This is a genomic window from Psychrobacter pocilloporae, from assembly GCF_029872915.1.
In the GTDB taxonomy this organism is placed as follows: Bacteria; Pseudomonadota; Gammaproteobacteria; order Pseudomonadales; family Moraxellaceae; genus Psychrobacter; species Psychrobacter pacificensis.
Genome location: NZ_PGFT01000001.1, coordinates 2,434,646 through 2,458,701 on the forward strand (window position 1 = coordinate 2,434,646; position 24,056 = coordinate 2,458,701).

Consider the following 24,056-nt stretch of genomic DNA (forward strand, 5'->3'; position numbering starts at 1 on the left):
TTATTAACGAGATGCTATTAACAAGACAGGAACTTCTTAATAAAAACCTGAACGCTACTCATTGCTTATATAGCATTCAGATCGTCCATATATCTTAGTCTTTATGATGCGGATTTTGCGGCGCATCGATAGGAAATGGCTGAGTCACATAATCAACCATACTAATCGCCGCCGTCAAAGCATGAATACTCGTATCCGTATCATCATAACTGACCGTTGCAACATCATGCACAGGATCTAGATCGATAGCAGTCACGCCTGAGATATTTTTAAGAGCGGTCATTACACTATCTAGACCATCTTGATCGTCGATATTTTCTATACTGACTTGTGCGGTTTGAATCGCCATTGCATCACCCTCTTATCATTTATAATATCAATGAGTATCTAATGTCTCAAAGCCTTTGACCAGATCATCAATCTGCTTAAGCTGACGCAAAAACGGCTCTAGCTGGCTCATGCGCAGCGCACATGGCCCATCACATTTCGCCGTTTCTGGATTTGGGTGCGCCTCTAAGAAAAGCCCTGCCAATCCTGTCGCCATACCAGCACGTGCCAGTGTCGTAATCTGCTCACGGCGCCCACCTGCACTGTCACTACGCGCGCCTGGCTGTTGCAAGCTATGTGTCACATCAAAGAATACGGGGATATCCATCTGCTTCATGGTATCAAAACCGAGCATATCGACGACGAGATTGTTATAACCAAAGGCGCTGCCACGCTCACAAAGTATCAGCTTATCATTACCGCCTTCTAGACACTTATTGACGATATGACGCATCTCATGCGGCGCCAAAAACTGTGCCTTTTTGATATTGATAATCGCGTCCGTCTTTGCCATCGCATGAACCAAGTCCGTCTGACGTGACAAAAAAGCTGGCAACTGGATAATATCAGCAACTTCAGCGACTGGTGCTGCTTGATGAGGTTCATGTACATCAGTGATAATCGGTACTTGGAATTTTTCTTTAATTTGCCCGAGCCAATCGATACCTTGCGCGAGTCCCGGCCCTCGGTATGAATGCAGGCTTGAGCGGTTGGCTTTATCAAAACTCGCTTTAAACACATAGCCGATACCCAAGCGCTCACATATCTCAACGTATTGCTCAGCAATCTCAAACGCCAACTCTTTAGATTCTAAGACGTTCATCCCACCAAATAATACAAAGGGTTGATCATTACCAATGTTGATCGTCTTATTATTAGGCGTGTTAAGTGCAATGTGTGATTGCGCCGTTAATAGGTTTTCCATTTAGCCACTACCTCTTATTTTGTTATTAATATCTCCATCCCATATTGTAACCGATAGCCTGATTAAAAAAAGTATGCAAGCGTAATTAGAGATTATTAATGAGGATATTGACTCGTTAATAACAACAAACAACCTGAGTTGAGCAAAAAAAAGACCAATCCGAAGATCAGTCTTTTTTATAATAAATACTTTTACTTTACACTACATTATATAGAGTTACTCTATTATGAAGACTATTTTGCTTCGCTATGGTTCTTCGCCGCTTTGACAAAACTATTAAACAGTGGATGACCACCGCGTGGTGAGCTAGTAAATTCAGGATGGAACTGTACAGCAACAAACCATGGATGCTCGCTAATCTCTACCGACTCTACCAAATGCTGCTTGGCAGAATAACCAGATATAGTCATACCCGCTTGCTCTAATGGCTCAATATAACGGTTATTCATCTCATAACGATGGCGATGGCGCTCAGTGATATTGTTAGCACCATAAATCTGAGCAAGCTTGCTACCAGAAACCAGCTCTGCTTGCTGCGCGCCTAGGCGCATGGTACCGCCGAGGTCTGAGTCATCGCTACGAATCTGTAGCTCGCCGCGCTCATCTAACCATTCGGTGATAAGCCCAATGATAGGCTCAGCTGTCTTACGATCAAACTCAGAAGAGTTGGCATTGATATTCAGTACATTGCGCGCATACTCTATCACGGCCAGCTGCATACCAAGGCAAATACCTAGATACGGCACATTATTTTCACGAGCATAGGTGATGGCTTTTATTTTACCCATCGTACCGCGCTCACCAAAACCGCCTGGTACTAAGATAGCATTGGCTTCTTTTAGCTGCGCTAGTAGAGTGTCGTCATCTTCTAAACGCTCAGCATCGATGTAGTCGATTTTGACATCGACTTTATGCGTGATACCTGCGTGTAGCAATGCTTCGTTGATCGACTTATAAGCATCTGGTAGCTCAACGTATTTGCCAACCATCGCAACTGTCACTGTTCCTTCAGGATTTAGCTGGGCTTCAACCACTTTATCCCAATCGCTCAAATCCGCTTCGGGCACATCAAGACCGAAACGCTCACAGATGAGATCATCAAGGTCTTGCTCATGTAGCGTGCGCGGGATCTGATAGATACTTTGTGCATCTTCACACATGATAACGGCACGCTCTTCTACATTGGTGAATAGCGCAATCTTGCGACGGTTATCTTGTGAGATATGATGATCAGAGCGGCAGATTAAGATGTCAGGCTGTAGACCGATTGAGCGTAGCTCTTTTACAGAGTGCTGTGTCGGCTTGGTTTTGGTCTCACCGGCACTGGCAATATAAGGTACTAAAGTAAGATGCATCAGCATGGCACGATTGCGCCCCAGCTCTACTTGCATCTGACGGACAGCTTCCATAAAAGGAAGGGATTCGATATCACCGACGGTACCGCCAATCTCAATAATAGCAATATCATATCCTTCGCCGCTCGCGAGGATTTTGTTTTTGATTTCATCGGTAATATGCGGAATAACCTGTACCGTACCGCCAAGGTATTCACCGCGACGTTCTTTATTTAAAACATTTTGATAAATACGGCCACTGGTGAAGTTATTACTTTTACTCATTTTTGAGTGACGTAAAAAACGCTCATAATAACCCAAATCCAAATCTGTCTCTGCGCCATCTTCGGTGACGAACACCTCACCATGCTGAAACGGACTCATCGTACCTGGATCGACGTTGATATACGGATCCATTTTGGTCATCGTGACAGTCACGCCACGTGCTTCTAAGACCGCTGCAAGAGAGGCTGCGGTGATACCTTTTCCTAGTGAGGACACTACCCCACCGGTCACAAATATAAACTTGGTCATAGTACTCTGTCGGTAATTGGTAAAGAAGGATTTTACTAAAAATACGCCACAAAATATAGGGCAAAAATGCAAACTGTCTGAAACTCTTGTTTTCTACCTCAGCGGTAGACTTTTGTCACAAATAATACATACAACAAAAAAACCCACCCCGAAGGATGAGTTTTTTATAATACGTTTTCTAATGTTTAGATTAGAATTTGTATTCAATACCCGTACCTACAATCAAGTCATCTTTGTTATTGTCACGGCTGATTTGCCCTGCATAAATATGACCCGTGGTCGCTTTATTGAATGCATATTCTCCACCAACTGCGATTTCATTTACATCAGCATCTTTTACGCCTTTTTCGTCAGTGGTATTAACATACTGTGCTTTAACTGCCCAAGGTGTTGCACCAACTTTATATTTACCACTAATTAGCCAAGATTTTTCATCTTCACTGGCTTTGTTAACGCGGTTGTTGTTAACGATGCTATAATTATCGTAGTATTGGCTTTGTTGGTATAGAGCACCTAAAGTTAAGCCCGAAACCATATTCATTTTGCCCATATCTAAACCAGCAACCAAACGCCACGTATTATCAATCACGCCAGTATTTACATTGTTAGCACCCATGTCTTTGTCATAAGCACCGGCTAGATAAACACCATTTTTGTCATAGGCTAATAAAGCAGAATAACCGTTATCTTTTACTTTTCTATCACGATAGACTGCAGGCTTCGCACCAGATGCTGCGGAAACGAGAATATCACCGTCGGCATCAGTTTCTGATAATGCGGTAGCTGCCATAAAACTCACTGGCATACCGACAATAACAGGTGATTGATAGGCCACCATATTGTTAGCACGGTATTCACCTGAAACACCCGCATTTTTAATATCAAATAAGCTATCATTAAACACGTCAACTTTGTTTTGTGCAAGTTTCAATGGGGTATCATGGCGTCCCGCTAGTACAGTACCTAAAGTGTTGTGGGCTAAGCCTACATAAGTATTACGTGATCTAAACTGTTGGCTATCGTCATCAACATCAATACCATATTCCAATTGATAGACTAATTTAGTGGTATCAGTAAGATCATCTTCACCTTTAAAACCGATACGTGATTGATTAGAGTTAAGTTTAAATGTATCTTCATCTGTCTTGTTAGCTGCATCGTAGTCTGTACTAACATAATCTAAGGTTAAAAATGCTTTGCCATAAACAGTCGGTGCCGCTTGAGCTGTAGATACTAATAGCATTGCGACTGATGAGGCTAAAAATAGTTTTTTCAAAAGACATCTCCACTTTACGATTTGAATGATGAATTGGCTAGGATTGGCCGATATATATAATGGCAGGGTGACTACCCTATAGAACATTTATATATATGAGCTAGAAGCATTACTTAGACACAACTTTACCAACCAAATATTACAGTAAGGTGAAAAAACCAAAATTTACACAAATGTTATTATTAATTTTACGGATTCTGTTATTTAAGACACGCTGTTGTTCAAGACACAGTATTGATTACAAAACAAAAAAAACTCACCCCGAAGGATGAGTTTTTATATGCTATTTACTTGCGTGTGATATTAGAATAAGTATTCTAGACCAGCACCGATAGCGAATACATCAGCGTCGCCACGTGCATCAATCACTTCACCGGCTTGATCAGTTTCAGCATCTCTTACGATGAATAGACCGTTGTCTAGGTCAGCTGAGTTTTGACCGATATAAGCGTGAGCAATCATGTTGTCTTTGAAAGAGTACGTGCCACCCAATACAACTTGGTCTGAGTCATTGCCGTTAAGACCACTTAAGTTTTCAGTTTTGTTGTACTGAAGGTATACAGTTGCTGGACGAGCAAAGTTAGCCAGACCCATTTTAGCACTGATGATTAAACCATCTTCTTCATCTGCACCATCATAATCAGCTTGCTGATATAGTGCACCCAATTTTACTGGATAAGCACTGTACTTGCTCAAATCGATAGTCGCACTACCACGTAAGATCTCACCATCGATACTCATATCGTCATCTAATGCGATACCAGCAGTGAAGCCGTTACCTGGGTTGTACATCAATGATGCACCATAGCCTGCGTCACGACCACTCTCAGATATAAAGTCTTCATCAGCACTGTACTGTAATGCAAGCTCTAATGGTAGATCGTTGTATTTAGGAGCAAACCAGATGATAGAGTTGTTGATACGGCTACCATCAGTAAGGGTCAATGCTTCGCTCAATGTCCCTTCATCAAGAGAGCTTGAGCCGATGTTGTACCAATAGCCTTCAGTAACAGTTACGTTGTTGATGTAATCAGATACTGAGTAGTTACGACCAAAACGGAACTGACCGAAATCTTTGTTGACTAGACCAAGATAAGTGTCACGGCTTTTGAAAGCGATGTTGTCTTCGCCAGAATCATCGATATTGATGCCATACTCTAACTGATAGATAACATCAGTGTTAGCAGTCATAGCTTCAGAACCTTTGAAACCTAAACGCGAGAGGTTTGAGTTGATTTGTACTGAATCGCTGTCTGTACTGATGCTAGTATCGCCGTCCATAGTTTCGCGATCAAGTTCAGCATTTACGTAGTCAGTAGTAACGAATGCTTTACCATATAAGGTAGGTGCTGCTTGTGCGGCAGATACAGATAGGGCTGCGATTGCTGTCGCTAAAAGTAGTTTTTTCATGGGGTATCTCCACTTTACAATTTTAGTAATGAGCAAGCTATTATTAGCTGGCGCCCATAATGGTATCGTCACAAATCCTCAAAGATATAATGTGTAACTGGCTACCGAGATTAGTCAGAAACAAGTGTGGCGAAGTTCTATTACAGTAAGATAAAAAACCATGACTCACATGACTGGGATTAAACAACGTAACTGCCATGTAATCTTTAGTTTTTATCCTTCCATTGCGTAACATCCGTTACCAAACTCATACTTCGAGTACAAGCATAACAACTTTGACATAATTTGCAACATATTTTTTCGCTTTTTCGATACCCCCAGTATCAAATGACAAGTCACCTATAAAATCCAAATAGCTACAAAAAAAAGCACTATCTACTCAAGCAGATAGCGCTTTTATTGATTAATATCATTACTTATAGTATTAAAATATTTTAATAAAAACAAAATAATTGCCCAAGAAATAGCGCTATCCATTGATAAATAAATAGCGCTTATGAAGAATCGACCAACGTATTTATGACATATTTAGCGTTACAAACGAGCAAGATTAGATACTACACCTTAGACTTCAGCATACGCTAAAATACCCATTGCTAAGCCGGCCTCTCTAAGCATTGGCTTTTAGATCAAGGCGCGCTTGATGCAACAATGGTTCAGTATAGCCGCTAGGTTGCGCGCGTCCTTTAAAGACCAAATCACAGGCTGCTTTAAATGCATAAGAGTTATCAAAGTTATCTGCCATTGGCTGGTAATCACTATCGCCTGCATTTTGCTCATCGACGACTTTTGCCATACGTTTCATTGTGTCCATCACTTGCTGCTCGCTTACCACATCATGATGTAACCAATTGGCAATATGCTGGCTAGAGATACGTAAGGTAGCACGATCTTCCATCAAGCCAACATCATTGATATCAGGTACTTTGGAACAGCCTACGCCTTGATTTACCCAGCGTACCACATACCCTAAGATACCTTGAGCATTATTTTCAAGCTCTTGCTGCTTCTCTTCTTCTGTCCAATTGGTATTTTTTGCCAATGGAATGGTCAAAATATCATCTAAGCTCGCACGCTCACGTGATTTAAGCGTATCTTGTACATCGGCCACGCTAACTTGATGATAGTGTATGCTGTGCAAGGTAGCGCCCGTTGGTGAGGGTACCCAAGCCGTACTGGCACCAGATTTCGGATGAGCCGCTTTGGTGTCCATCATCTCTTTCATCTCATCAGGTTTTGCCCACATACCTTTACCAATTTGAGCATGACCTTGCAGACCAGTCTCTAGACCGATATCAACGTTCCACTGCTCATACGCAGGTAGCCATGCTTGCGACTTCATGTCGCCTTTTGGCACGAACGGACCGGCATTCATACTGGTATGCATCTCATCACCCGTACGATCTAAGAAACCTGTATTAATAAAGATAACACGCTCTTTTGCTTGGCGAATCGCTTCTTTCAGATTGACTGTGGTACGGCGCTCTTCGTCCATGATACCGATTTTGAGCGTATTACGCTCTAGACCCAATAAGTCCTCTGATGCGTTGAATAAATCATTGGCCATTTTAACTTCTTCAGGGCCATGCATTTTTGGCTTCACAATATACATAGAGCCTTGGCGTGAGTTTGATAGCTCGTTTTTGCCTTTGATATCATTGAGTGATAATAATGGTGTGATTAAACCATCCATTAAGCCTTCAAATATTTGCTCTTGGCCATTGCCTAAATCAACCAAAATTGCGGGGTTCTGCATGAGATGACCCACGTTACGAATCAAGAGTAGCGAACGACCTGGCAAAATCAGCTTACCGCCATCAGGTGTATTATATTCACGATCTGGGTTTTGTTTGCGAGTACGGGTTTTGCCACCTTTTTCAAAGGTCTCTTGTAGATCGCCGTTCATCAAGCCAAGCCAATTGCGATAGACTTCCACTTTTTCTTCTGCATCTACAGCAGCGACCGAATCTTCACAATCTTGAATCGCAGTCATGGCTGACTCAAGTAGCACGTCTTTGATATTTGCTGGGTCATCTTTGCCAACTGGATGATTACTATCGATCTGAATCTCAGCATGCAAGCCATTGTTTTTGAGCAAAATACCAGAGGGGCTATCTGCCTCGCCGACATAACCGACGAACTTAGCCGTATCTTTTAGCTCGGTACTGCTATCACCCTGTACGACTTCAAGCTTGCCATCGATCACTTTAAAACTGGTCACATCATTGTAAGAGCCTGATGCTAGTGTGAAGTGCTCATCTAAAAATGCTTTGGCATAAGCGACAACAGCAGCACCGCGAGTAGGATTATAGCTACCACTCGCTTCTTGACCATTGTCACTACTGATAACATCGGTGCCATACAACGCATCATATAGGCTGCCCCAACGTGCGTTGGTCGCATTTAATGCATAACGAGCGTTACGTACTGGTACGACCAGCTGCGGCCCTGCGATATGCGCGATTTCGTCATCGACATTTTCTGTACTGACCGTAAAGTCATCACCTTCTGGCAACAGATATCCAATTTCCTTCAAAAACGCTTTATAAGCTGGATAATCGATTTCGCCATCTTTTGCAGGGTGTTGTAGGTGCCACTCATCAATCTGTGCTTGAATCTTGTCTCGAGTTTCTAGCAACGCTTTATTACGTGGCGTAAATTCCTTGATAACCTTCTCAAAACCTGACCAATAACTGTCTGAATCAACACCAACTTTTGGCAGCACTTCGTTTTCAATAAAGTCATACAACTGTTGGTCGATGGCAAGAATGCCTTTTTGAATGCGATTGGCGTTAGAAGACTGGCCCATGTCGTTATCCTTATCTATTGGTGAGTATTGGTAATACTAAATTGCTACAGCGACTATTTAAGACACGTTATTTTTATCAACAATTATTTATACAATGAAAGATATCATTGCTACCTACGACAACCTATGGTATTTAATGCTGATAAATAATTATTCATTAAAGAGTTTTTCATCAGCCCTAAAATAGACTGTATAAATCTTCTGTTTTGATACAAGAATTGTCATTGGTATAATGCTTGCGATTCTCTACTAAGTGCTATTGATAGCAAGACACTGTGACTAAAGAGCAAAATCTCATCCTACTATCAAATAATAAAATAAACAAGCAAACGCCATTTAGAAAATAAATATTGGGGTTGTATAATAATGATATCGTATAAGACGTAAGCCTCACAGACCATGAATACTATCTAGAAATTAATGAATGCTCAGTTGAGACTAAACTGTAAGTAATCATTACCATTTATAGTTATATAGTGAAACCATTATAAAAATGGTATAGCAAGATTAAACGCTATTTTTCGCAGCCTCTGGAGACGCAGTCACAGCAAGCAAGAAAAGTAGCGTTTAATCGAGCGCGTTTCCTATGCTGTATCAATTTTATTGAGGTTCTACTATACTTAAATACTGTCCATGATCTAGACAACTTACTTAGCCGTAGTAACTGTAGCCCATTATTTTGAAAGCATCTATAAATTAGCTGCTTTAAATTCTCATTTATAAAAAAGCCCTTTTAGATTATGACTATAAACCAGCCCGACCTCTCGTCCTTACAATCATCAGCGCATGGTACTGATCACTACGATATTCATAAGGATAACCTCGAAAAAGAAGCGCCCTTTTCACCAGTAAATGTCGTTGACGAAAGCAGTATGGACGTAGGGGAAGACAGCGTCGATATTACGCATCTGCGTACTCCTATAAAGGTAGACCTATCCCCTATTTATAATTTTTTGGGTGCGCGCACGACGCAGGCGTGGGTAGATGCGGCTATAGATAACCTACCACTTATCATTCAGGATCATGCCAATTGCGAAAAAAAAGCCGCTGGCACTGCGATGAATTTGATATTTCGATATGAGTTCTCTTATGATTTGCAACGTAAATTGGCACAGCTCATACGTGAAGAGATGCTGCATTACGAGCAGGTGCTTGGCATCATGAACGAACGCGGCCAGGACTGGAAGTATTTGAGTGCAGGTCGCTATGCCAAGGGCATGCTGAAACATAAACGTACTTATGAGCCAGCAGCGATGGTCGATGTACTGATCATTGGGGCGTTCATTGAAGCGCGCTCTTGTGAACGCTTTGCAGCGTTGGCGGAAGTCATTGATGATGCGCGTTTAGCAAAATACTATCGCTATCTACTAAAGTCAGAGAGCCGCCATTTTGAGGATTACCTTGCGCTTGCCCAGTCATTATCAGATGATAATATCGATGAGCGCGTTGCATTTTTTAAAGAAGTAGAAGCAGAATTAATAGACAGTCCAGACGCGGAGCTACGCTTTCATAGTGGTACGCCTGCTTAATAGACAGGCATCATTCGTTTGTACTTTGAAATCTATAGGTTTTTGAAATCTATAGGTTATAGACACAAAAAAGGCATTACCGTTATTGGGGTTATATTTGAACAACGGTAATGCCTCTTTATTTATGCTGATTATTTTCTGACGATCAGCGATACTTTTATGGATCAGAGATACTGGTATATAAATAGTATTACTTATCATCTTCCATCAATGGGCTGTCGTACTGCTTGTCACTCTTAGCCACATTATGCGGATCATGATCGCCTGCTGCTTTGTCTGCTGCCGCTGGATTTACTTTTTGTAGAGCGTCGTCTGGTACGATACCGTTGTTGTCATCTGCATCTTTTAGACTATACTCATCAGTGATGGGCTTGTCATTTGGCATATTTGTCTTACTCCCTATAATAACTATTCATCCAATATTGTAAGCGCCTTTAACTGCTATCTAAATAATGTAGATATCAGTCGATAATTACGCAAATATCATAGTCTTTTGCTCAGCTTTCTATTGTCGTTCTAGTCTTTATCATCAGGATTTAAGGTGCGAGTCTGAGCATTATCAACATTAGCATAGCGATTCATGTTGTTAATTTTTTGGCTATCAGGCCCTTCGCTTGCAACGGTGCTTTCATTGATATTATCATCAAAACCATTACCTGGTTGATCACGGCGATCTGGCTGGCGCGCTGGGTTATCACCATCATTGACGTGCTCAGACTCCACTACACCCTCTTCAAAAGTGTCGGTACCTTTATTTTCATTGACGTTTTCTTCGAGCTTCTCATGGTTTTTCACCGTTTGAGCACTGTCTAAAGTTTCATGCGTGTCCGTTTCTGCGATTCGAGTTTTACTTAAAGCAGGATCTCTGGTTTCCATTGTTTTGTCCTTATTATAATTATTGTTCGTATCGATAACATATTGTGCTTATCATTTGTTAGTCGTCTCGACTCAGATCATAAGCATTTAGGTCCGATACGTTTTTGCCACCCGCAGGCAGATTTTCTTCTTTGCGCGGGTCGACATAGACCTCGTCTGTCTCCTGTGAGGCTTGTTCCGGCCCATCTATATTTGGCTGGTACTTTCGGCCTTCGTAGCTGCCTTGAGGATTTTCTTGCGTCGTAACGGCGGGATCCTCTACAAGGAATTTTTCTTCAGTATTGTTTTTTTCTGGCATGGTCATGGCGTCTCCCTCGCATTATTTATTATCGTTATCTGATTAGTGCTTTGGACGTATGCTGCAAACACACTCTTATTTGTCAGTGCGTAGGTCATCCTCAATGAACGCTGTTTGCTCTTCTTCGCTTAGTGATTCAGGCGCATCGACTTTTTTGTTGTCTTCTAGATTTTTCTCAATCTCTTGACCGTTTGCTTGCTCTGCTGCTTTTTTGATGTCTGAGGTATCATTGTTCGTCGTACTCATGATTTATTCCTTATTTTTATTGTTGACTGAATTTAGAGTTTCTCCGGTGCGGTATCATTATGTACTCAGCCACTTTTAGTCAGTTGCTTTTGTTCAGTTACTTTTAGATAGATGAGTGATGAGGTTTTTGATAAAAATAATAAACTGCACCAGAACTGATGTTAATTATAGGTAGGATACTGTGAGATTCACCAGTGTACTGCCGTATCAATATGTGAATAAATGTGAGGTTACAACACAGTTTGTAACTTTTACAGCGCATTAACCAGAAAAACCAAGCACTGGTATGTACCAATACTTGGTTAAATAGTGTTTGACTAAATAGTGCTTGGTCAAATGATGAAGATAGCACTCAATCAGTTAGCTGGACTCTTCAACACCATTAATCACTTTCAATAAGTGCTCTTGAGCAACGTGTGGCACCTCCCCTGCTGCTGGCTGAAGCTGCTGCCAAACGCCTGTGCCATCCAGTGTCCACGCTTGCGTGTTGTCTTGTAAGTAATTGATCAAACCATCTTGATATATCTGCTTAAAAAGCTTCTTATTTTCGATTGGAAAGGCCACCTCAACGCGGTGGAACAGGTTACGATCCATCCAGTCTGCGCTGCCACAATACAAACGCTCATCCCCATTATTATAGAAATAATAAATACGAGTATGCTCCAAAAATCGGCCAATAATAGAGCGTACAGTGATGTTTTCAGACAGTCCTTTTACTTGCGGACGCAAGCAACACATAGAGCGCAGGATCAGCTCAATCTTGACACCTGCCTGCGAGGCGTCGTACAGCTTATCGATCAGGCGCCGCTCGGTCAAGGCATTGGCTTTGACGATAATATGAGCGCGCTTGCCTGCTTTAGCATGAGCAATCTCATCATCGATAAAGCTCATTAGTTTTTCGTGCAACGTAAAAGGGGCATGTAGCAGTTTTTTGAGATTGGCAGGTTTGCCCATACCAGTGAGCTCTTGAAATATCTTATGCACATCTTCTGAGATATCAGGATCGGCACTGAATAAACCATAATCTGTATAGACCTTGGCATTGGCCGCATGATAGTTGCCTGTGCCTAGGTGGACATAGCGGCGGATTCGATCTTCTTCACGGCGCACGATGAGCATGAGCTTGGCATGGGTCTTGTAGCCGACGATGCCATAAACCACAACCGCACCTGCTTCTTGTAAATAGTTGGCGACAGCAATATTGGAAGCTTCATCGAAACGCGCACGCAACTCAATGACGGCAGTGACTTCTTTGCCGTTACGAGCGGCAGCGGCAAGCGCTTTGACGATCTCTGAATTGGTACCTGAGCGGTATAATGTCTGCTTGATCGCCAACACTTTGGGATCGCTAGCTGCCTGCCAAAGCAGATTAATAATGGGTAAAAATGCATGAAACGGATGATGCACCAGTACATCGCTTTTACGCATAGCGGCAAACATACTGGATGATTTATCTGATTTATCCATCTCTCGGCGAAAGGCTTTTGGCACGGCATAAGTAAATGGCTGATAACGCAGTCCCGGAATATTAAAATCAAACAATAAGCGCGTCAGATTCACAGGGCCATTGACACGATACAGCTGATTGTCATGCAACTCAAACTCGTTGAGCAGATACTCACTGATGTGCGCTGGACAGTCGGTTGTGACCTCAAGACGGACTTTGTCACCGAAGCGGCGATTTTCAAGCTCGCCTTCTAGCGCTTTGGCGATATCTTCTACATCATCCGCCAGATCTAAATCTGCATTACGCGTGAGCCTGAACTGATGACAACCCGTCACACTCATACCAGGGAACAGCTCACCGATATGCTCATGAATGATGGCTGATAGCATCACATGATGCTCTTTACCGCCCGTTAGCTCATCTGGCAGACGAATCACACGCGGCAGACTGCGCGGCGCTGGTACAATCGCCAAGTTGATGTCGCGACCAAAAGCATCTTTGCCTTCTAATGTGGCAATAAAGTTTAAGCTTTTATTGACCAAACGCGGGAATGGATGCGCAGGATCAATGCTAATCGGTGTCAATACTGGCACGACTTGCTCGGTAAAATAACGCTTCATCCATGCAGACTGCTCGGCATTGAGCTCATCACGTTTTAGGTAGCGGATATCCTCGAGCGCAAGAGCGGGCAAAATATCTTCATTCAGAATGCGATATTGCTCATTGATAGCGTCGTGAGTGATCGCAGAGATCTCGTTTAACACCTCGCTTGGGCGCATACCATGCGCACTGGTCGATACGTCACCGATATTGAGCTTTTGCATGATACCTGCAACACGAATCTCAAAGAATTCGTCGAGATTCGATGAAAAAATAATGAGAAAAAACAAGCGCTCAAGCAGTGGGTGACGAGGACTGGCTGCCTGCGCCAATACACGCAGATGAAACTGTAATAAGGACAGATCTCGGTTGATATAACTGCTGGGTGAATAACTGCCGTCTTCTAAGCGTTGCCAGTCGATGTCGGTCAGATCATTATAGTTACTGCTTACGCTCATATTTTTATTAACGTTTTCGTTGCCATCTTCACTCACACTATTAACGTCGATCATCTTGTTCATATCACCGCTGTTCTGATTATTATTTATCTCTACCACGTTACTACTCCTTTTGCGTTATCGATACGCCGTCGTCTTTATACTATCGTCTTAAAGGTTATTAACTATAGTCGGTTCACTATAAAATCGATACAATAAGATTAAACGCTATTTTTCGCAGCCTCTGGAGACGTAGTCACAGCAAGCAAGAAAAATAGCGTTTAATCAAATGAATTTATTATCCTGTATCGTTTTTATTTAGACTTAACTATATTATTCTTTCCCGTTATTCTTGTTGTTAAGGCTTCTTTTAAAAGATTAAGACGCTTGCGGTAATACCGCATTTTTCATACGTTTTTTGATAATACGTTGCTTGTTGCGCAAGCCTCTGTCACCTTGATTGTCTTCGTAATACTTCGGATTGGTAAGCATCCCAATGAGGAGCGCTGATTCGTCTCGGTTCAGATTGGCCGCAGATTTATCAAAATAATGGTGCGCGGCGGCATCGATACCATAGATACCATTACCAAATTCTGCCACATTGAGATAAGCGGTCAAGATACGCTGCTTGTCCCACAGCGTTTCTATCATGACAGTAATGACAGCCTCTTCTGCCTTACGCACATAAGAGCGATGCGAAGTCAAAAATAGGTTTTTTGCCAGCTGTTGGGTGATGGTTGAACCACCAGCGGACATTTTGCCCGTTTCTTCATTTTTCTTTTGTGCCGCTTTGATACCGTCGATATCGAAGCCATTGTGCTGGCTAAACGTGGAATCTTCACTCACGATCGCTGCTTGTTTGACAGACTTGGCGATGGCATCGTACTCAGCCCATGTCTGCGTGACCGTGCCACCCGTTAGGCGATGCGTCAACATAAACATGCTGTTGTTAATCGGCTGCGTTTTCCAGATTAGTAGTAGTCCGGTGACCAAAATATGGAATGCGACAACCAATAACATAATAGCCAATAACAGACGTTTGATAAACTTGCCAAAACTTGTCATGCGCGATATCCGAGTGATTAAAAAAGTAATAAGATAATATAGGTCATCTGCTAATAACTAAAAACAGCAACTATGAACCAATAGTCCTAAAATAGCTGTCATTTCCTTTTATTAACAAGCAGTCATTAGTAATGACCAGTAGCAGGTCATCTTACCTAATCTCACAATCGCTGTCATTATTTACACCACTTCTTTATGATGTAATAATAAACCAACTATTTTTTACTTTTTATCAAAATAGCCTAATAATCAGCATTTTTTGGCATACTTTAAGCTCAGAGATCTCACCATGCATAATAATAGTATAGAAGTATTACGAGCGCGTGTTATTGCCGCAAGCCCAAACCTCAATACTACTGAAAATAGCAATCAATGGTGGCTACTAGGGACCTCTGGCTGTCATTTATGTGATATCGCTGAGCAAATACTTGCACAGTTTCAGTCGGTACAACCAATCACTTACCAAAATGTCGATATTGCAGACTTTGATGAGGCGCTTATGATGGATTTTGCCACGTCTATCCCTGTGATTTTGACTCCATCACAGCGATTAAATTATCCGTTTTCAGTGATGGATTTGCAGCAACTGCTTACGTCATAACATCAAACCGTCTATACATTATTTGTAGTGAGGATCCTATGATAAATCTAGAAAAAATGACCGATATTGAAGATCTGCGCCGTGTCGCTGAGCGTAAAGTGCCGCGTATGTTCTATGACTATGTCGATTCAGGCTCGTGGACTGAGACCACCTATCGTAATAACGAGACTGACTTTGACCGTATCAAGCTGCGCCAGCGCGTATTGGTCGATATGGATAACCGCAGTCTGGCAACGAGTATGATCGGTGAGCCAGTCAAGATGCCTGTAGCCATCGCCCCAACGGGATTTACCGGCATGATGTGGGCAGATGGTGAGATACATGCCGCACGCGCCGCTGAAAAATTCGGCGTGCCCTTTTCACTCTCAACCATGAGCATTTGCTCTATCGAAGATGTCGCCACTCATACTAGTAAGCCGTTTTGGTTTCAGCTCTATGTCATGCGCGATCAAGACTTTATGGCCAATCTGATTCGCCGTGCCAGAGATGCCAATTGCTCAGCACTTATCTTGACCGCCGACTTACAAGTGCTTGGACAACGTCACAAAGACATCAAAAATGGTCTATCCGCACCGCCCAAACCCACATTAACCAATATCATCAACCTCATGACCAAGCCGCAATGGTGTATGAATATGCTGGGCACCAAACGTCGCACGTTTGGTAATATCGTCGGTCATGCACAAAATGTTGAGGATCTGTCATCACTCTCTGCTTGGACGGCAGAGCAATTCGATCCACGTCTGAGCTGGGACGATGTAGCGCGTATCAAAGACATGTGGGGCGGTAAACTTATCATAAAAGGTATCATGGAGCCTGAAGATGCTATTATGGCGGCTCGCAGTGGCGCGGATGCCCTAGTCGTCTCAAACCATGGCGGTCGTCAGTTGGATGGCGCGTTATCTTCTATCTCTGCCCTCGCAGACATCGTACAGGCAGTCCATGCCGAAAACAGCGACATCGAGGTGTGGCTCGATAGCGGGATTCGCTCAGGTCAAGATGTACTAAAGGCTATCGCATTGGGCGCAAAAGGCACGATGATCGGTCGCGCTTTTCTCTACGGATTGGGAGCGTATGGTGAAGACGGGGTGCGCCGCGCGCTTGAGATTATCTATAAAGAGTGTGATATATCTATGGCATTCTGTGGTCATACCGATATCAATACTGTCACGGATAATATCTTGGTAAAAGGCACGTATGAAAACCTCAAAGTGGGTCGTTTTTAGAGCGGCTTAATGTCTAGCGATCGACGTTTAAAACTGGCTATACATAACATAATTTGCTCATACCCTTTATACTGTCTCTATAACTTTTTGATGACAGTTAGCCTTTATGACCATTCAACAATTATTAAAAACAGCGCCCGTCACTACCCTGCTATTAGCCAGCTTTATCGGGCTATTTGTCATGCAGCTAGTCACGGGCGTCGATGCCAATAACCCGTCAACTGAAGCGTTAGTTAAATGGGGTGCCAACGCCTTACCCTTAACGATGATGGATGATCCATGGCGCTTGGTGAGTAGTGCGTTTTTGCACATTGGTCTCATGCATCTCCTATTTAACGGCTTTGCCATGTATTTTTTTGGGCAGATTGCCGAGCCGATATTTGGCTCAGCCAAGTTTTTGGCATTGTTTTTACTAGCAGCCATCGGTGGTAACTTGCTCAATAACTATGTCACATGGCAAAGTATCATAGAAGGAACAGGACAGCCCGGCCTATCAGCGGGAGCTTCTGGTGGTATCATGGGTATCGGTGCGGCGTTACTGATCGCTGCCCTGTTTAAAATATCGGTCAATGGCATGGTACTCAATCTCAAGAGCTTGATCATCATCATGGCGATTAATTTGGTTTATGGCTTTGCCGTACCGGGTATCGATAATGCCGGTCACATCGGCGGCGCGATTACTGGCTTGCTTATCGCCTTGCCTATTGCTCTCGTTTATCGTAAGCGAGAGCTGGCACAGCAAGCAGCTATGGCGCAAGCTCAGCAAGCTTATCAAAACGCGGTCCAAGCGAACTATGCAAGCAATCATCAGCCAAGCTATCAAACGAGCTTACACGATAATCAGCGCGGTAATCCGCCGCTTACCAATATATTTGCTGATAATAATATCCAAACCCCTGTAGACTTAAACAACACCGCAGATACTGCCGATTTCGACCAAAGTGGTGGCTATATAAATAACTACCCCACTTATATTGATCCCAAGAAATTTGCACCAGAGCCTGTTAACGTGAGCATAATCTGGCAACTATTGCCATGGCTTGCGATGCTGATTATTAGTATTGGCTTTGTCTGGTGGTGGCAAGATATTCATCAGCAAATCCTACAAGTGCTAAAAGCCATTGAGTAAATGCTCATACTTATCTATCATTGCTAAATAACTACCAATAACAGCCGAATTATTTAGACCATTTATTCTTATTCGCTTTTTGCTCGTTTTTTACCTGACCTTACTACCCCGTTATTTATACTCACTTACGAGACCCAATTATGTCAAAACTTGCAGCGCAACCTCACTTCTCTACGCGAGCCATGCTGAGCACATTAACCGCTACGGCATTACTCAGTGTGTCTAGCATGTCTAGTGCCATCCCTTTTCTTAATAAAAACCTACCGACTGACAAAGACGCCGAATTGAGCGTTGGGGTCAATGCCATGGCGGTAAAATCCGCCTATGATCTCGAAGACAGCACTGAAATGCGTGTGTTACCGGGCGTGTTTTATGACAATAATAGGATCTATGCGCGCGGTGCTCAAGCGGGTGCGTATTTGATCAATGATGGTGTCAATCAGCTCTCTGCTTACGCGCAGCTCGCAGGGAATTCGTTTGATCCTGATGATGCTAATGGTGCCCTGCAAGGTCTCGATGAGCGCAAACTATCCGCAGAAGCAGGTATTAGCTACCAGCGTCGCACGCCTATCGGTGCGTTTCGTGGTCAGTTTGCGACCGATGTGTTGGACGAAAGTGGCGGCAATACGGGTCGTTTAACCTACCTTGCCAAAATTACTAGAAACAAGCTGACGGTCTATCCAAGCATCGGCTTTGAGTACCATGATGCGGCCTACAATGAATACTACTATGGCGTCAGTGAAGAAGAGTCAGCAGAAACAGGCGTTGCCGCTTATAAATCTAACTCGAGCTTGAATCCGTATGTCAGCGTTAGTGCCAACTACGACTTTAACGATAAATGGGCAGGGTTTGCCAATCAAAGCGTGAGCTATGTACCCAATGAGCAATATGATAGCCCAATGGTCGACTCACGTACTGAAGCGTCGACCACGCTTGGTTTGCTTTATAAGTTTTAGGGATTGATGTTAAAACTTAAGTTACGATATTTGACGTAGGCTGGGCTTTTAGCCCAGCTTTTTGTTAAGTGACATGATAAAAGGAGAGAAGATGGCTGACTTATTAAGTGTAATAAAACGCGATTTTGATGAATTTCACAGTAGCGGAAAAATTGAGCGGGCTAAAGCGTTAACACGAATAACAGGCATGCACATGAACCATAACGAATATCCCGAATATTTTTTTGGTGATCTCAATGCCAAGTTCGTTTTAGTGCACCTTATGCCTAAACAAAACGATAACTTAGATGCAACATATCAAGGTGAGTTAAAATTTCAAGATTTTACAGACTACGTTATGTATTATCAGCACTTTGGTGAAAATCACTACGGTAAATCTCTGAAGAACAGACGTAAATCAATATTTGATACCAAACAAGTTCACTTTATTCGCCCCTTTAATGCCTTGAATTTAAGCGCTGATGATGAGTTCGTTAACTTACAGTGCGTCATAGATGACAAACTACAGCTCGAGCTGGTTCCGTTTGGTTCAAGCTCATTTAAAACTGATTTGATGACTCACGAAGCGTTGCAAACTTACATAGAACTCTTATTAGATACTATTATTAAAACAGATAGAGACTATGTCATTTTTTGCGGTAAAATATTTGAAAGCTTATTAAGAGCTCATATAGTAAAAAAAGAAGACTATTCTTTTAAACTGATAAAAACTGATGGCTCATTATCAAAAAACAATGCAAAATTCTCACGTTTGATTTTACGTTATAAAGGTCAAGAGTTTAAGGCAGGCATTGCTCATTCTTTTGCACAGCAAGGATTAACAGGCGCTGTCATGGAAGATTACGGTAAAAAATGTTGTGAACGTTATGATCAATAGTCCATATAAATAATACTGTTAAAAAAAGACCTTGCCGCCCCTCATTTAAGGATGCGACAAGGTCTTTTAATTTATATAGGACTAAGTATCAGATTAAGACGGATGTACCATATCAGCAGGAATGACCCACTCATCAAACTGCGCTTCAGTTAATAGCTCCAGCTCAACCGCCACCTGCTTCAACGTTTTGTTTTCTTTATAAGCCGTCTTAGCGATTTTTGCCGCGTTTTCATAACCAACATGACGGTTCAATGACGTCACTAGCATCAATGAGTTATGCAAGAAGTCATCGATTTTTTCTTTGACTGGCTCGATACCAACCGCACAGTTTTCGTTGAAACTGTTGCACGCATCGCCCAGTAGCTTGATAGACTGTAATAGGTTAAAGGCGATCACTGGCTTATACACGTTTAGCTCAAAGTTACCTGACGCGCCCGCCATGCTGATAGTCGTATCGTTACCCATGACCTGAGCGACAACCATAGTCATTGCTTCTGACTGCGTTGGGTTTACTTTGCCTGGCATGATAGAAGAGCCTGGCTCATTTTCAGGAATCGTCAACTCACCCAAACCACAACGAGGACCTGATGCCAACCAACGTACGTCGTTAGCGATTTTGTTTAAGCTAGCGGCTAGTGTTTTGAGTGCGCCTGATGCAAATACTTCTGCATCACGAGCGGCTAGTGCTTCAAATTTATTTGGGGATGTGACAAATGGCAAGCCCGTCAAAGTCGCTAGTTGCTCAGCTGCTTTTACTGCATAGTCAGGATGGGCGTTTAGACCAGTACCAACCGCAGTACCGCCTAGTGGCAATTCATATAGACCTTGTAGCGCATTGTCGATGCGAGTCAATGCATGGTCAAGTTGGCTGACATAACCGCTGAACTCTTGACCTAAGGTCAAAGGTGTAGCGTCCTGCAAATGTGTACGACCAATTTTAACAATGCTATCGAATTCTTTGGACTTTTTATCTAAGGTATCGCGTAGTGCTTTTACCGCTGGAATCAATAAGCTGTTGATTTGACGCGCAGCCGCCACACGAATCGCCGTTGGGAAGCTGTCGTTGGTAGACTGTGCATGGTTCACATGGTCATTTGGGTGAATTGGCGTGTAGCTGCCACGCTCAGAACCCGCGATTTCGTTAGCACGGTTGGCCAGCACTTCGTTCATGTTCATGTTTGACTGCGTACCAGAACCGGTCTGCCATACCACGAGCGGGAACTGATCGGTAAGACCACCATTGATGATTTCATCTGCCGCTTGTACGATAAGGTCGCGCTTGTCGCCTTCGATACGCTCTAGGCTTGCATTGGTAATCGCAGCGGCTTTTTTGACCAGTGCCATCGCTTCAATCATTGGACGCGGCAAAGTCTCGCCACCGATTTTGAAGTTTTCGCGGCTACGCTGTGTTTGCGCGCCCCAATAGGCATCAGCTGGGACTTCTACGTTACCCATGGTGTCTTTCTCAAGTCGTGTTGCCTGATTCTGTGTCGACATAACTACCCTCTTTGATGGTTTGTTGTTTTATGACTGCTCTAAAAAATGCAACATCCGCTGCACATAAAGGAGAATACGATATAAAGTGGCATTATGATAGCATGACTAGGACGTGTTGAATATTCACAAATCGCTTTGGTCAATGCCTAAAAACGAATGTCTAAAAGCGCCCCTCATCAATCTGATATGTCATTGGATAAGATACCTATGCACTCTGAAACCATGCCCACTGAGTCAAAAATGCTTAACTCACAAGAACCTACGCTAAGTAATCCACCCAGACGGCACTTCACTCGCCAGCGTCGTCAATTAAGTGATGGCGCGCGTAGGAATATGGCGCAAGCAGCGAGCTTGCATTTGAGCAAATTACAGCAGCGGCTATCAAAAAATGCACGTATTGGGCTATATTATGATGGATTTGGCGAGCTACCCACTCAGCCACTGCTGGATTGGTGCATATGCTTAGGCTATTCTCCTTATTTACCTGTCGTTGGTTCTCTCGGTCGTACTAGTAATGGCAGTGATGATAAACGGTTGCGTTTTGTACCTGTTTACCACTCAAAACTAATCAACCTCCCCACTCGCATTCATCAGCTCGGCATGAAACAAAATCATAGCCGCGCTCTGCTCTGGGCGTCAGAATTAGATATGATCATCTGTCCGTTAGTCGCGGTAGATAAACACGGCAATCGTATGGGCATGGGTGGCGGTTTTTATGATACGACGCTTGGCAAAAGCTATCGCTCAGGGGCCAAGAAACCATTAAAAATTGGCTGGTGTTATGACTTTCAAGTGGTTGAACAATTAGCGCGTCAGCCGTGGGATGTGCCATTAGATGGCTTAATTACGCCAAGTGGCTTAAGGTGGTTTTAATGAAAGACGATGAACAATTTGAAAAAGACTCTAGCGCTGCTGTTTCCAGTGCAGACAGTGTGGATGAATATTTGCAAACATTAGGCAATGAGGACGCTAGAGAGCAACGTTATTACAGTCAAGAGCAGCCGTTTAGCACTGATGAGATGACACGATTAGTCAATGAAGAACGCTTAAATGAGCTGCTCGCGCAAAGTGATGCGTTTTTGAGCAGTTTGAATGGTGAGATTGAGGATTTTGATGAAGATTGTTAAAAATATAGGCAGTTTGAGCAATTAATAGAAACGAAAAAAGGCGAGTATAGTGATTGTTTATACTCGCCTCTCCTATCAAACCCAATCATTCAAATCATTTACTAAAGCACCATCGCGGCTATCCAACCAAAGGCCAGCAGCGGAATGTTGTAATGTAAGAAAGTCGGTATCACACTGTCCTTGATATGGTCATGCTGTCCATCAATATTAAGACCCGATGTGGGACCCAATGTCGAATCTGACGCAGGAGAACCGGCATCACCCAGCGCGCCAGCTGTACCGATAATTGCAACGGTTGCTAATGGCGAAAACCCTAAAGAGATACATAGCGGCACATAGATCGCGGCCAAAATAGGAATGGTCGAGAAGGACGAGCCGATACCCATGGTCACAATCAAACCAATCAAGAGCATGATAAAGGCTGCCATCGCTTTATTACCACCGAACAGTGACGCCGCCCCATCAACGAGTGGCTGAATCTGCTCTGTCGCTTTCATGACTTCAGCAAAACCTTGCGCGGTAATCATAATAAAGCCAATCATCGCCATCAATTTGATACCATCATTAAAGACACCATCAGCATCACGCCATTTCACCACGCCTGTCGCCATAAACACGCCAAAGCCAAACATCGAGCCAAGTAGTAGCGAATCAGTGTATAGCTGCACGACGAAAGCCGTCACGATAGCAGCCAATGCAACCAGCGTCTTTAGCTTGCTTTGCGACTGAGCGCCAGCGGCTGTTTTACTTAATGCATCGCCTTCTAAGACGGCATCATGCGCTTGCTGATCTATCGCTATTTGCTGATATTCGCGCGGCTTACGGTAACTGATAAATACCGCGACCAGCAGACCAATGAGCATGCCAAGCGCAGGAATTGCCATGGCCTTCACCACAGAAATATTGGCAACATCAATGCCCGCTTCACCGACGTTTTTTAGCATAATTTGATTGAGGTAAATATCACCAAACCCATACGGTATAAACATATAGGTGGTGACCAGTCCAAAGGTAATCAGACAGGCAATCAGGCGGCGATCTATCTGCATACGGTTGAACGCCAAAAGCAGTGGCGGTACCAGCAGTGGAATAAAGGCAATATGAATGGGGATTAGGTTTTGGCTAAAACAGCTCATGGTAATAAGACCTGCAAACAGCATGTACTTAATCATCCCACTCGTGCCCGCGGCATCAATGCGTCTAATCACCGCCCCTGCCAATGACTGCGGCAATCCCGAGTGCGCGATCGCCACGGCAAACGCCCCTAGCAAGGCATAAGATAGCGCAATCTGTGCGCCATTACGGATACCTTCTTGGAAGGCATTTAACGTATCGGTAATACCAAGCCCTGCCAGCAATCCACCTGCCAGCGCCCCGATTAATAAACTAAGCACCACGTGCACGCGCGAAAGTGACAGTCCTAGCATAATAATAACTGCCAGCAGTACCGCATTGATGGCCATGTATTGCCCCTTGCTCTTTATAACTTGGTCTCATTGAGACTGATGAATAGTAACACTGATGACTAGC

General features: G+C 43.2%; 22 protein-coding genes. 8 read left to right on the forward strand and 14 right to left on the reverse strand.

Annotated elements, in window-relative coordinates; genetic code table 11:
* Positions 1 to 94 precede the first annotated feature (94 nt).
* The 6 genes from CUR83_RS10360 to CUR83_RS10385 form a co-directional block, all read right to left on the reverse strand.
* Positions 95 to 349: a heavy-metal-associated domain-containing protein gene (locus CUR83_RS10360; protein ID WP_071002130.1), complete on the reverse strand. Its 255-nt coding sequence runs from the start codon at positions 347 to 349 to the stop codon at positions 95 to 97.
* 27 nt (positions 350 to 376) lie between these two features.
* Positions 377 to 1,252: a 3-deoxy-8-phosphooctulonate synthase gene (gene kdsA, locus CUR83_RS10365; RefSeq protein ID WP_075106794.1), complete on the reverse strand. Its 876-nt coding sequence runs from the start codon at positions 1,250 to 1,252 to the stop codon at positions 377 to 379.
* Between the two features lie 233 nt (positions 1,253 to 1,485).
* Positions 1,486 to 3,120: a CTP synthase gene (locus CUR83_RS10370; RefSeq protein ID WP_058024094.1), complete on the reverse strand. Its 1,635-nt coding sequence runs from the start codon at positions 3,118 to 3,120 to the stop codon at positions 1,486 to 1,488.
* A 190-nt stretch (positions 3,121 to 3,310) separates the two neighbouring features.
* Positions 3,311 to 4,396 carry a porin gene (locus tag CUR83_RS10375; RefSeq protein ID WP_284719600.1) on the reverse strand — a complete coding sequence of 362 codons (1,086 nt, stop codon included), beginning with the start codon at positions 4,394 to 4,396 and terminating at the stop codon, positions 3,311 to 3,313.
* A gap of 303 nt (positions 4,397 to 4,699) precedes the next feature.
* Entirely contained in the window at positions 4,700 to 5,806 is a 1,107-nt protein-coding gene (locus tag CUR83_RS10380) for a porin (protein WP_284719601.1), read from the reverse strand.
* Positions 5,807 to 6,416: 610 nt separating this feature from the next.
* Entirely contained in the window at positions 6,417 to 8,615 is a 2,199-nt protein-coding gene (locus CUR83_RS10385) for a malate synthase G (RefSeq protein WP_284719602.1), read from the reverse strand.
* An 872-nt stretch (positions 8,616 to 9,487) separates the two neighbouring features.
* On the opposite strand from CUR83_RS10385, the gene CUR83_RS10390 reads away from it, so the two are divergent.
* A complete protein-coding gene (locus CUR83_RS10390) occupies positions 9,488 to 10,144 on the forward strand; it encodes a MiaE family protein (RefSeq protein ID WP_058024125.1) in 657 nt (218 codons plus the stop codon).
* Positions 10,145 to 10,334: 190 nt separating this feature from the next.
* Here the strand turns inward: CUR83_RS10390 and CUR83_RS10395 are convergent, their stop codons facing one another.
* The 6 genes from CUR83_RS10395 to mtgA form a co-directional block, all read right to left on the reverse strand.
* Positions 10,335 to 10,529, reverse strand: coding sequence for a hypothetical protein (locus CUR83_RS10395; protein WP_212564273.1), 195 nt, complete (start codon positions 10,527 to 10,529; stop codon positions 10,335 to 10,337).
* A 131-nt stretch (positions 10,530 to 10,660) separates the two neighbouring features.
* Positions 10,661 to 11,020 carry a hypothetical protein gene (locus CUR83_RS10400; RefSeq protein WP_071002138.1) on the reverse strand — a complete coding sequence of 120 codons (360 nt, stop codon included), beginning with the start codon at positions 11,018 to 11,020 and terminating at the stop codon, positions 10,661 to 10,663.
* Between the two features lie 58 nt (positions 11,021 to 11,078).
* Positions 11,079 to 11,324, reverse strand: a complete 246-nt coding sequence (locus CUR83_RS10405; protein WP_071002139.1) for a hypothetical protein — start codon at positions 11,322 to 11,324, stop codon at positions 11,079 to 11,081.
* A 69-nt stretch (positions 11,325 to 11,393) separates the two neighbouring features.
* Positions 11,394 to 11,564: a hypothetical protein gene (locus CUR83_RS10410; RefSeq protein WP_167337591.1), complete on the reverse strand. Its 171-nt coding sequence runs from the start codon at positions 11,562 to 11,564 to the stop codon at positions 11,394 to 11,396.
* 360 nt (positions 11,565 to 11,924) lie between these two features.
* Complete coding sequence (gene ppk1 / locus CUR83_RS10415; RefSeq protein WP_284719841.1) at positions 11,925 to 14,069, reverse strand: polyphosphate kinase 1; 2,145 nt, start codon at positions 14,067 to 14,069, stop codon at positions 11,925 to 11,927.
* Between the two features lie 357 nt (positions 14,070 to 14,426).
* The gene (gene mtgA, locus CUR83_RS10420; RefSeq protein ID WP_277078156.1) at positions 14,427 to 15,113 is read right to left on the reverse strand and encodes a monofunctional biosynthetic peptidoglycan transglycosylase; all 687 of its coding nucleotides are present in this window, start codon (positions 15,111 to 15,113) and stop codon (positions 14,427 to 14,429) included.
* 289 nt (positions 15,114 to 15,402) lie between these two features.
* Here mtgA and CUR83_RS10425 point away from each other — a divergent pair, with 289 nt between their 5' ends.
* From CUR83_RS10425 to CUR83_RS10445, 5 genes are all read left to right on the forward strand, one after another.
* Positions 15,403 to 15,714 carry a glutaredoxin family protein gene (locus CUR83_RS10425; RefSeq protein ID WP_058024101.1) on the forward strand — a complete coding sequence of 104 codons (312 nt, stop codon included), beginning with the start codon at positions 15,403 to 15,405 and terminating at the stop codon, positions 15,712 to 15,714.
* Positions 15,715 to 15,752: 38 nt separating this feature from the next.
* Positions 15,753 to 16,940, forward strand: a complete 1,188-nt coding sequence (locus tag CUR83_RS10430; RefSeq protein WP_071002141.1) for an alpha-hydroxy acid oxidase — start codon at positions 15,753 to 15,755, stop codon at positions 16,938 to 16,940.
* A 106-nt stretch (positions 16,941 to 17,046) separates the two neighbouring features.
* Positions 17,047 to 18,069, forward strand: coding sequence for a rhomboid family intramembrane serine protease (locus tag CUR83_RS10435; protein WP_071002142.1), 1,023 nt, complete (start codon positions 17,047 to 17,049; stop codon positions 18,067 to 18,069).
* Between the two features lie 140 nt (positions 18,070 to 18,209).
* A complete protein-coding gene (locus CUR83_RS10440; RefSeq protein WP_284719603.1) occupies positions 18,210 to 19,025 on the forward strand; it encodes a MipA/OmpV family protein in 816 nt (271 codons plus the stop codon).
* A 91-nt stretch (positions 19,026 to 19,116) separates the two neighbouring features.
* On the forward strand, positions 19,117 to 19,902 hold the full coding sequence (locus tag CUR83_RS10445; RefSeq protein WP_284719604.1) for a hypothetical protein: 786 nt from the start codon (positions 19,117 to 19,119) through the stop codon (positions 19,900 to 19,902).
* Positions 19,903 to 19,995: 93 nt separating this feature from the next.
* Here CUR83_RS10445 and fumC read toward each other — a convergent pair whose 3' ends face one another.
* Positions 19,996 to 21,399: a class II fumarate hydratase gene (gene fumC, locus CUR83_RS10450; protein ID WP_284719605.1), complete on the reverse strand. Its 1,404-nt coding sequence runs from the start codon at positions 21,397 to 21,399 to the stop codon at positions 19,996 to 19,998.
* 156 nt (positions 21,400 to 21,555) lie between these two features.
* Here fumC and CUR83_RS10455 point away from each other — a divergent pair, with 156 nt between their 5' ends.
* Together CUR83_RS10455 and CUR83_RS10460 are read left to right on the forward strand one after the other, a co-directional pair.
* Positions 21,556 to 22,272, forward strand: coding sequence for a 5-formyltetrahydrofolate cyclo-ligase (locus CUR83_RS10455; protein WP_071002146.1), 717 nt, complete (start codon positions 21,556 to 21,558; stop codon positions 22,270 to 22,272).
* A complete protein-coding gene (locus CUR83_RS10460) occupies positions 22,272 to 22,526 on the forward strand; it encodes a hypothetical protein (protein WP_071002147.1) in 255 nt (84 codons plus the stop codon). The genes CUR83_RS10455 and CUR83_RS10460 overlap by 1 nt, the downstream gene beginning before the upstream one ends.
* A gap of 101 nt (positions 22,527 to 22,627) precedes the next feature.
* Here CUR83_RS10460 and CUR83_RS10465 read toward each other — a convergent pair whose 3' ends face one another.
* Entirely contained in the window at positions 22,628 to 23,989 is a 1,362-nt protein-coding gene (locus CUR83_RS10465) for a Na+/H+ antiporter family protein (RefSeq protein ID WP_284719606.1), read from the reverse strand.
* Positions 23,990 to 24,056 lie beyond the last annotated feature (67 nt).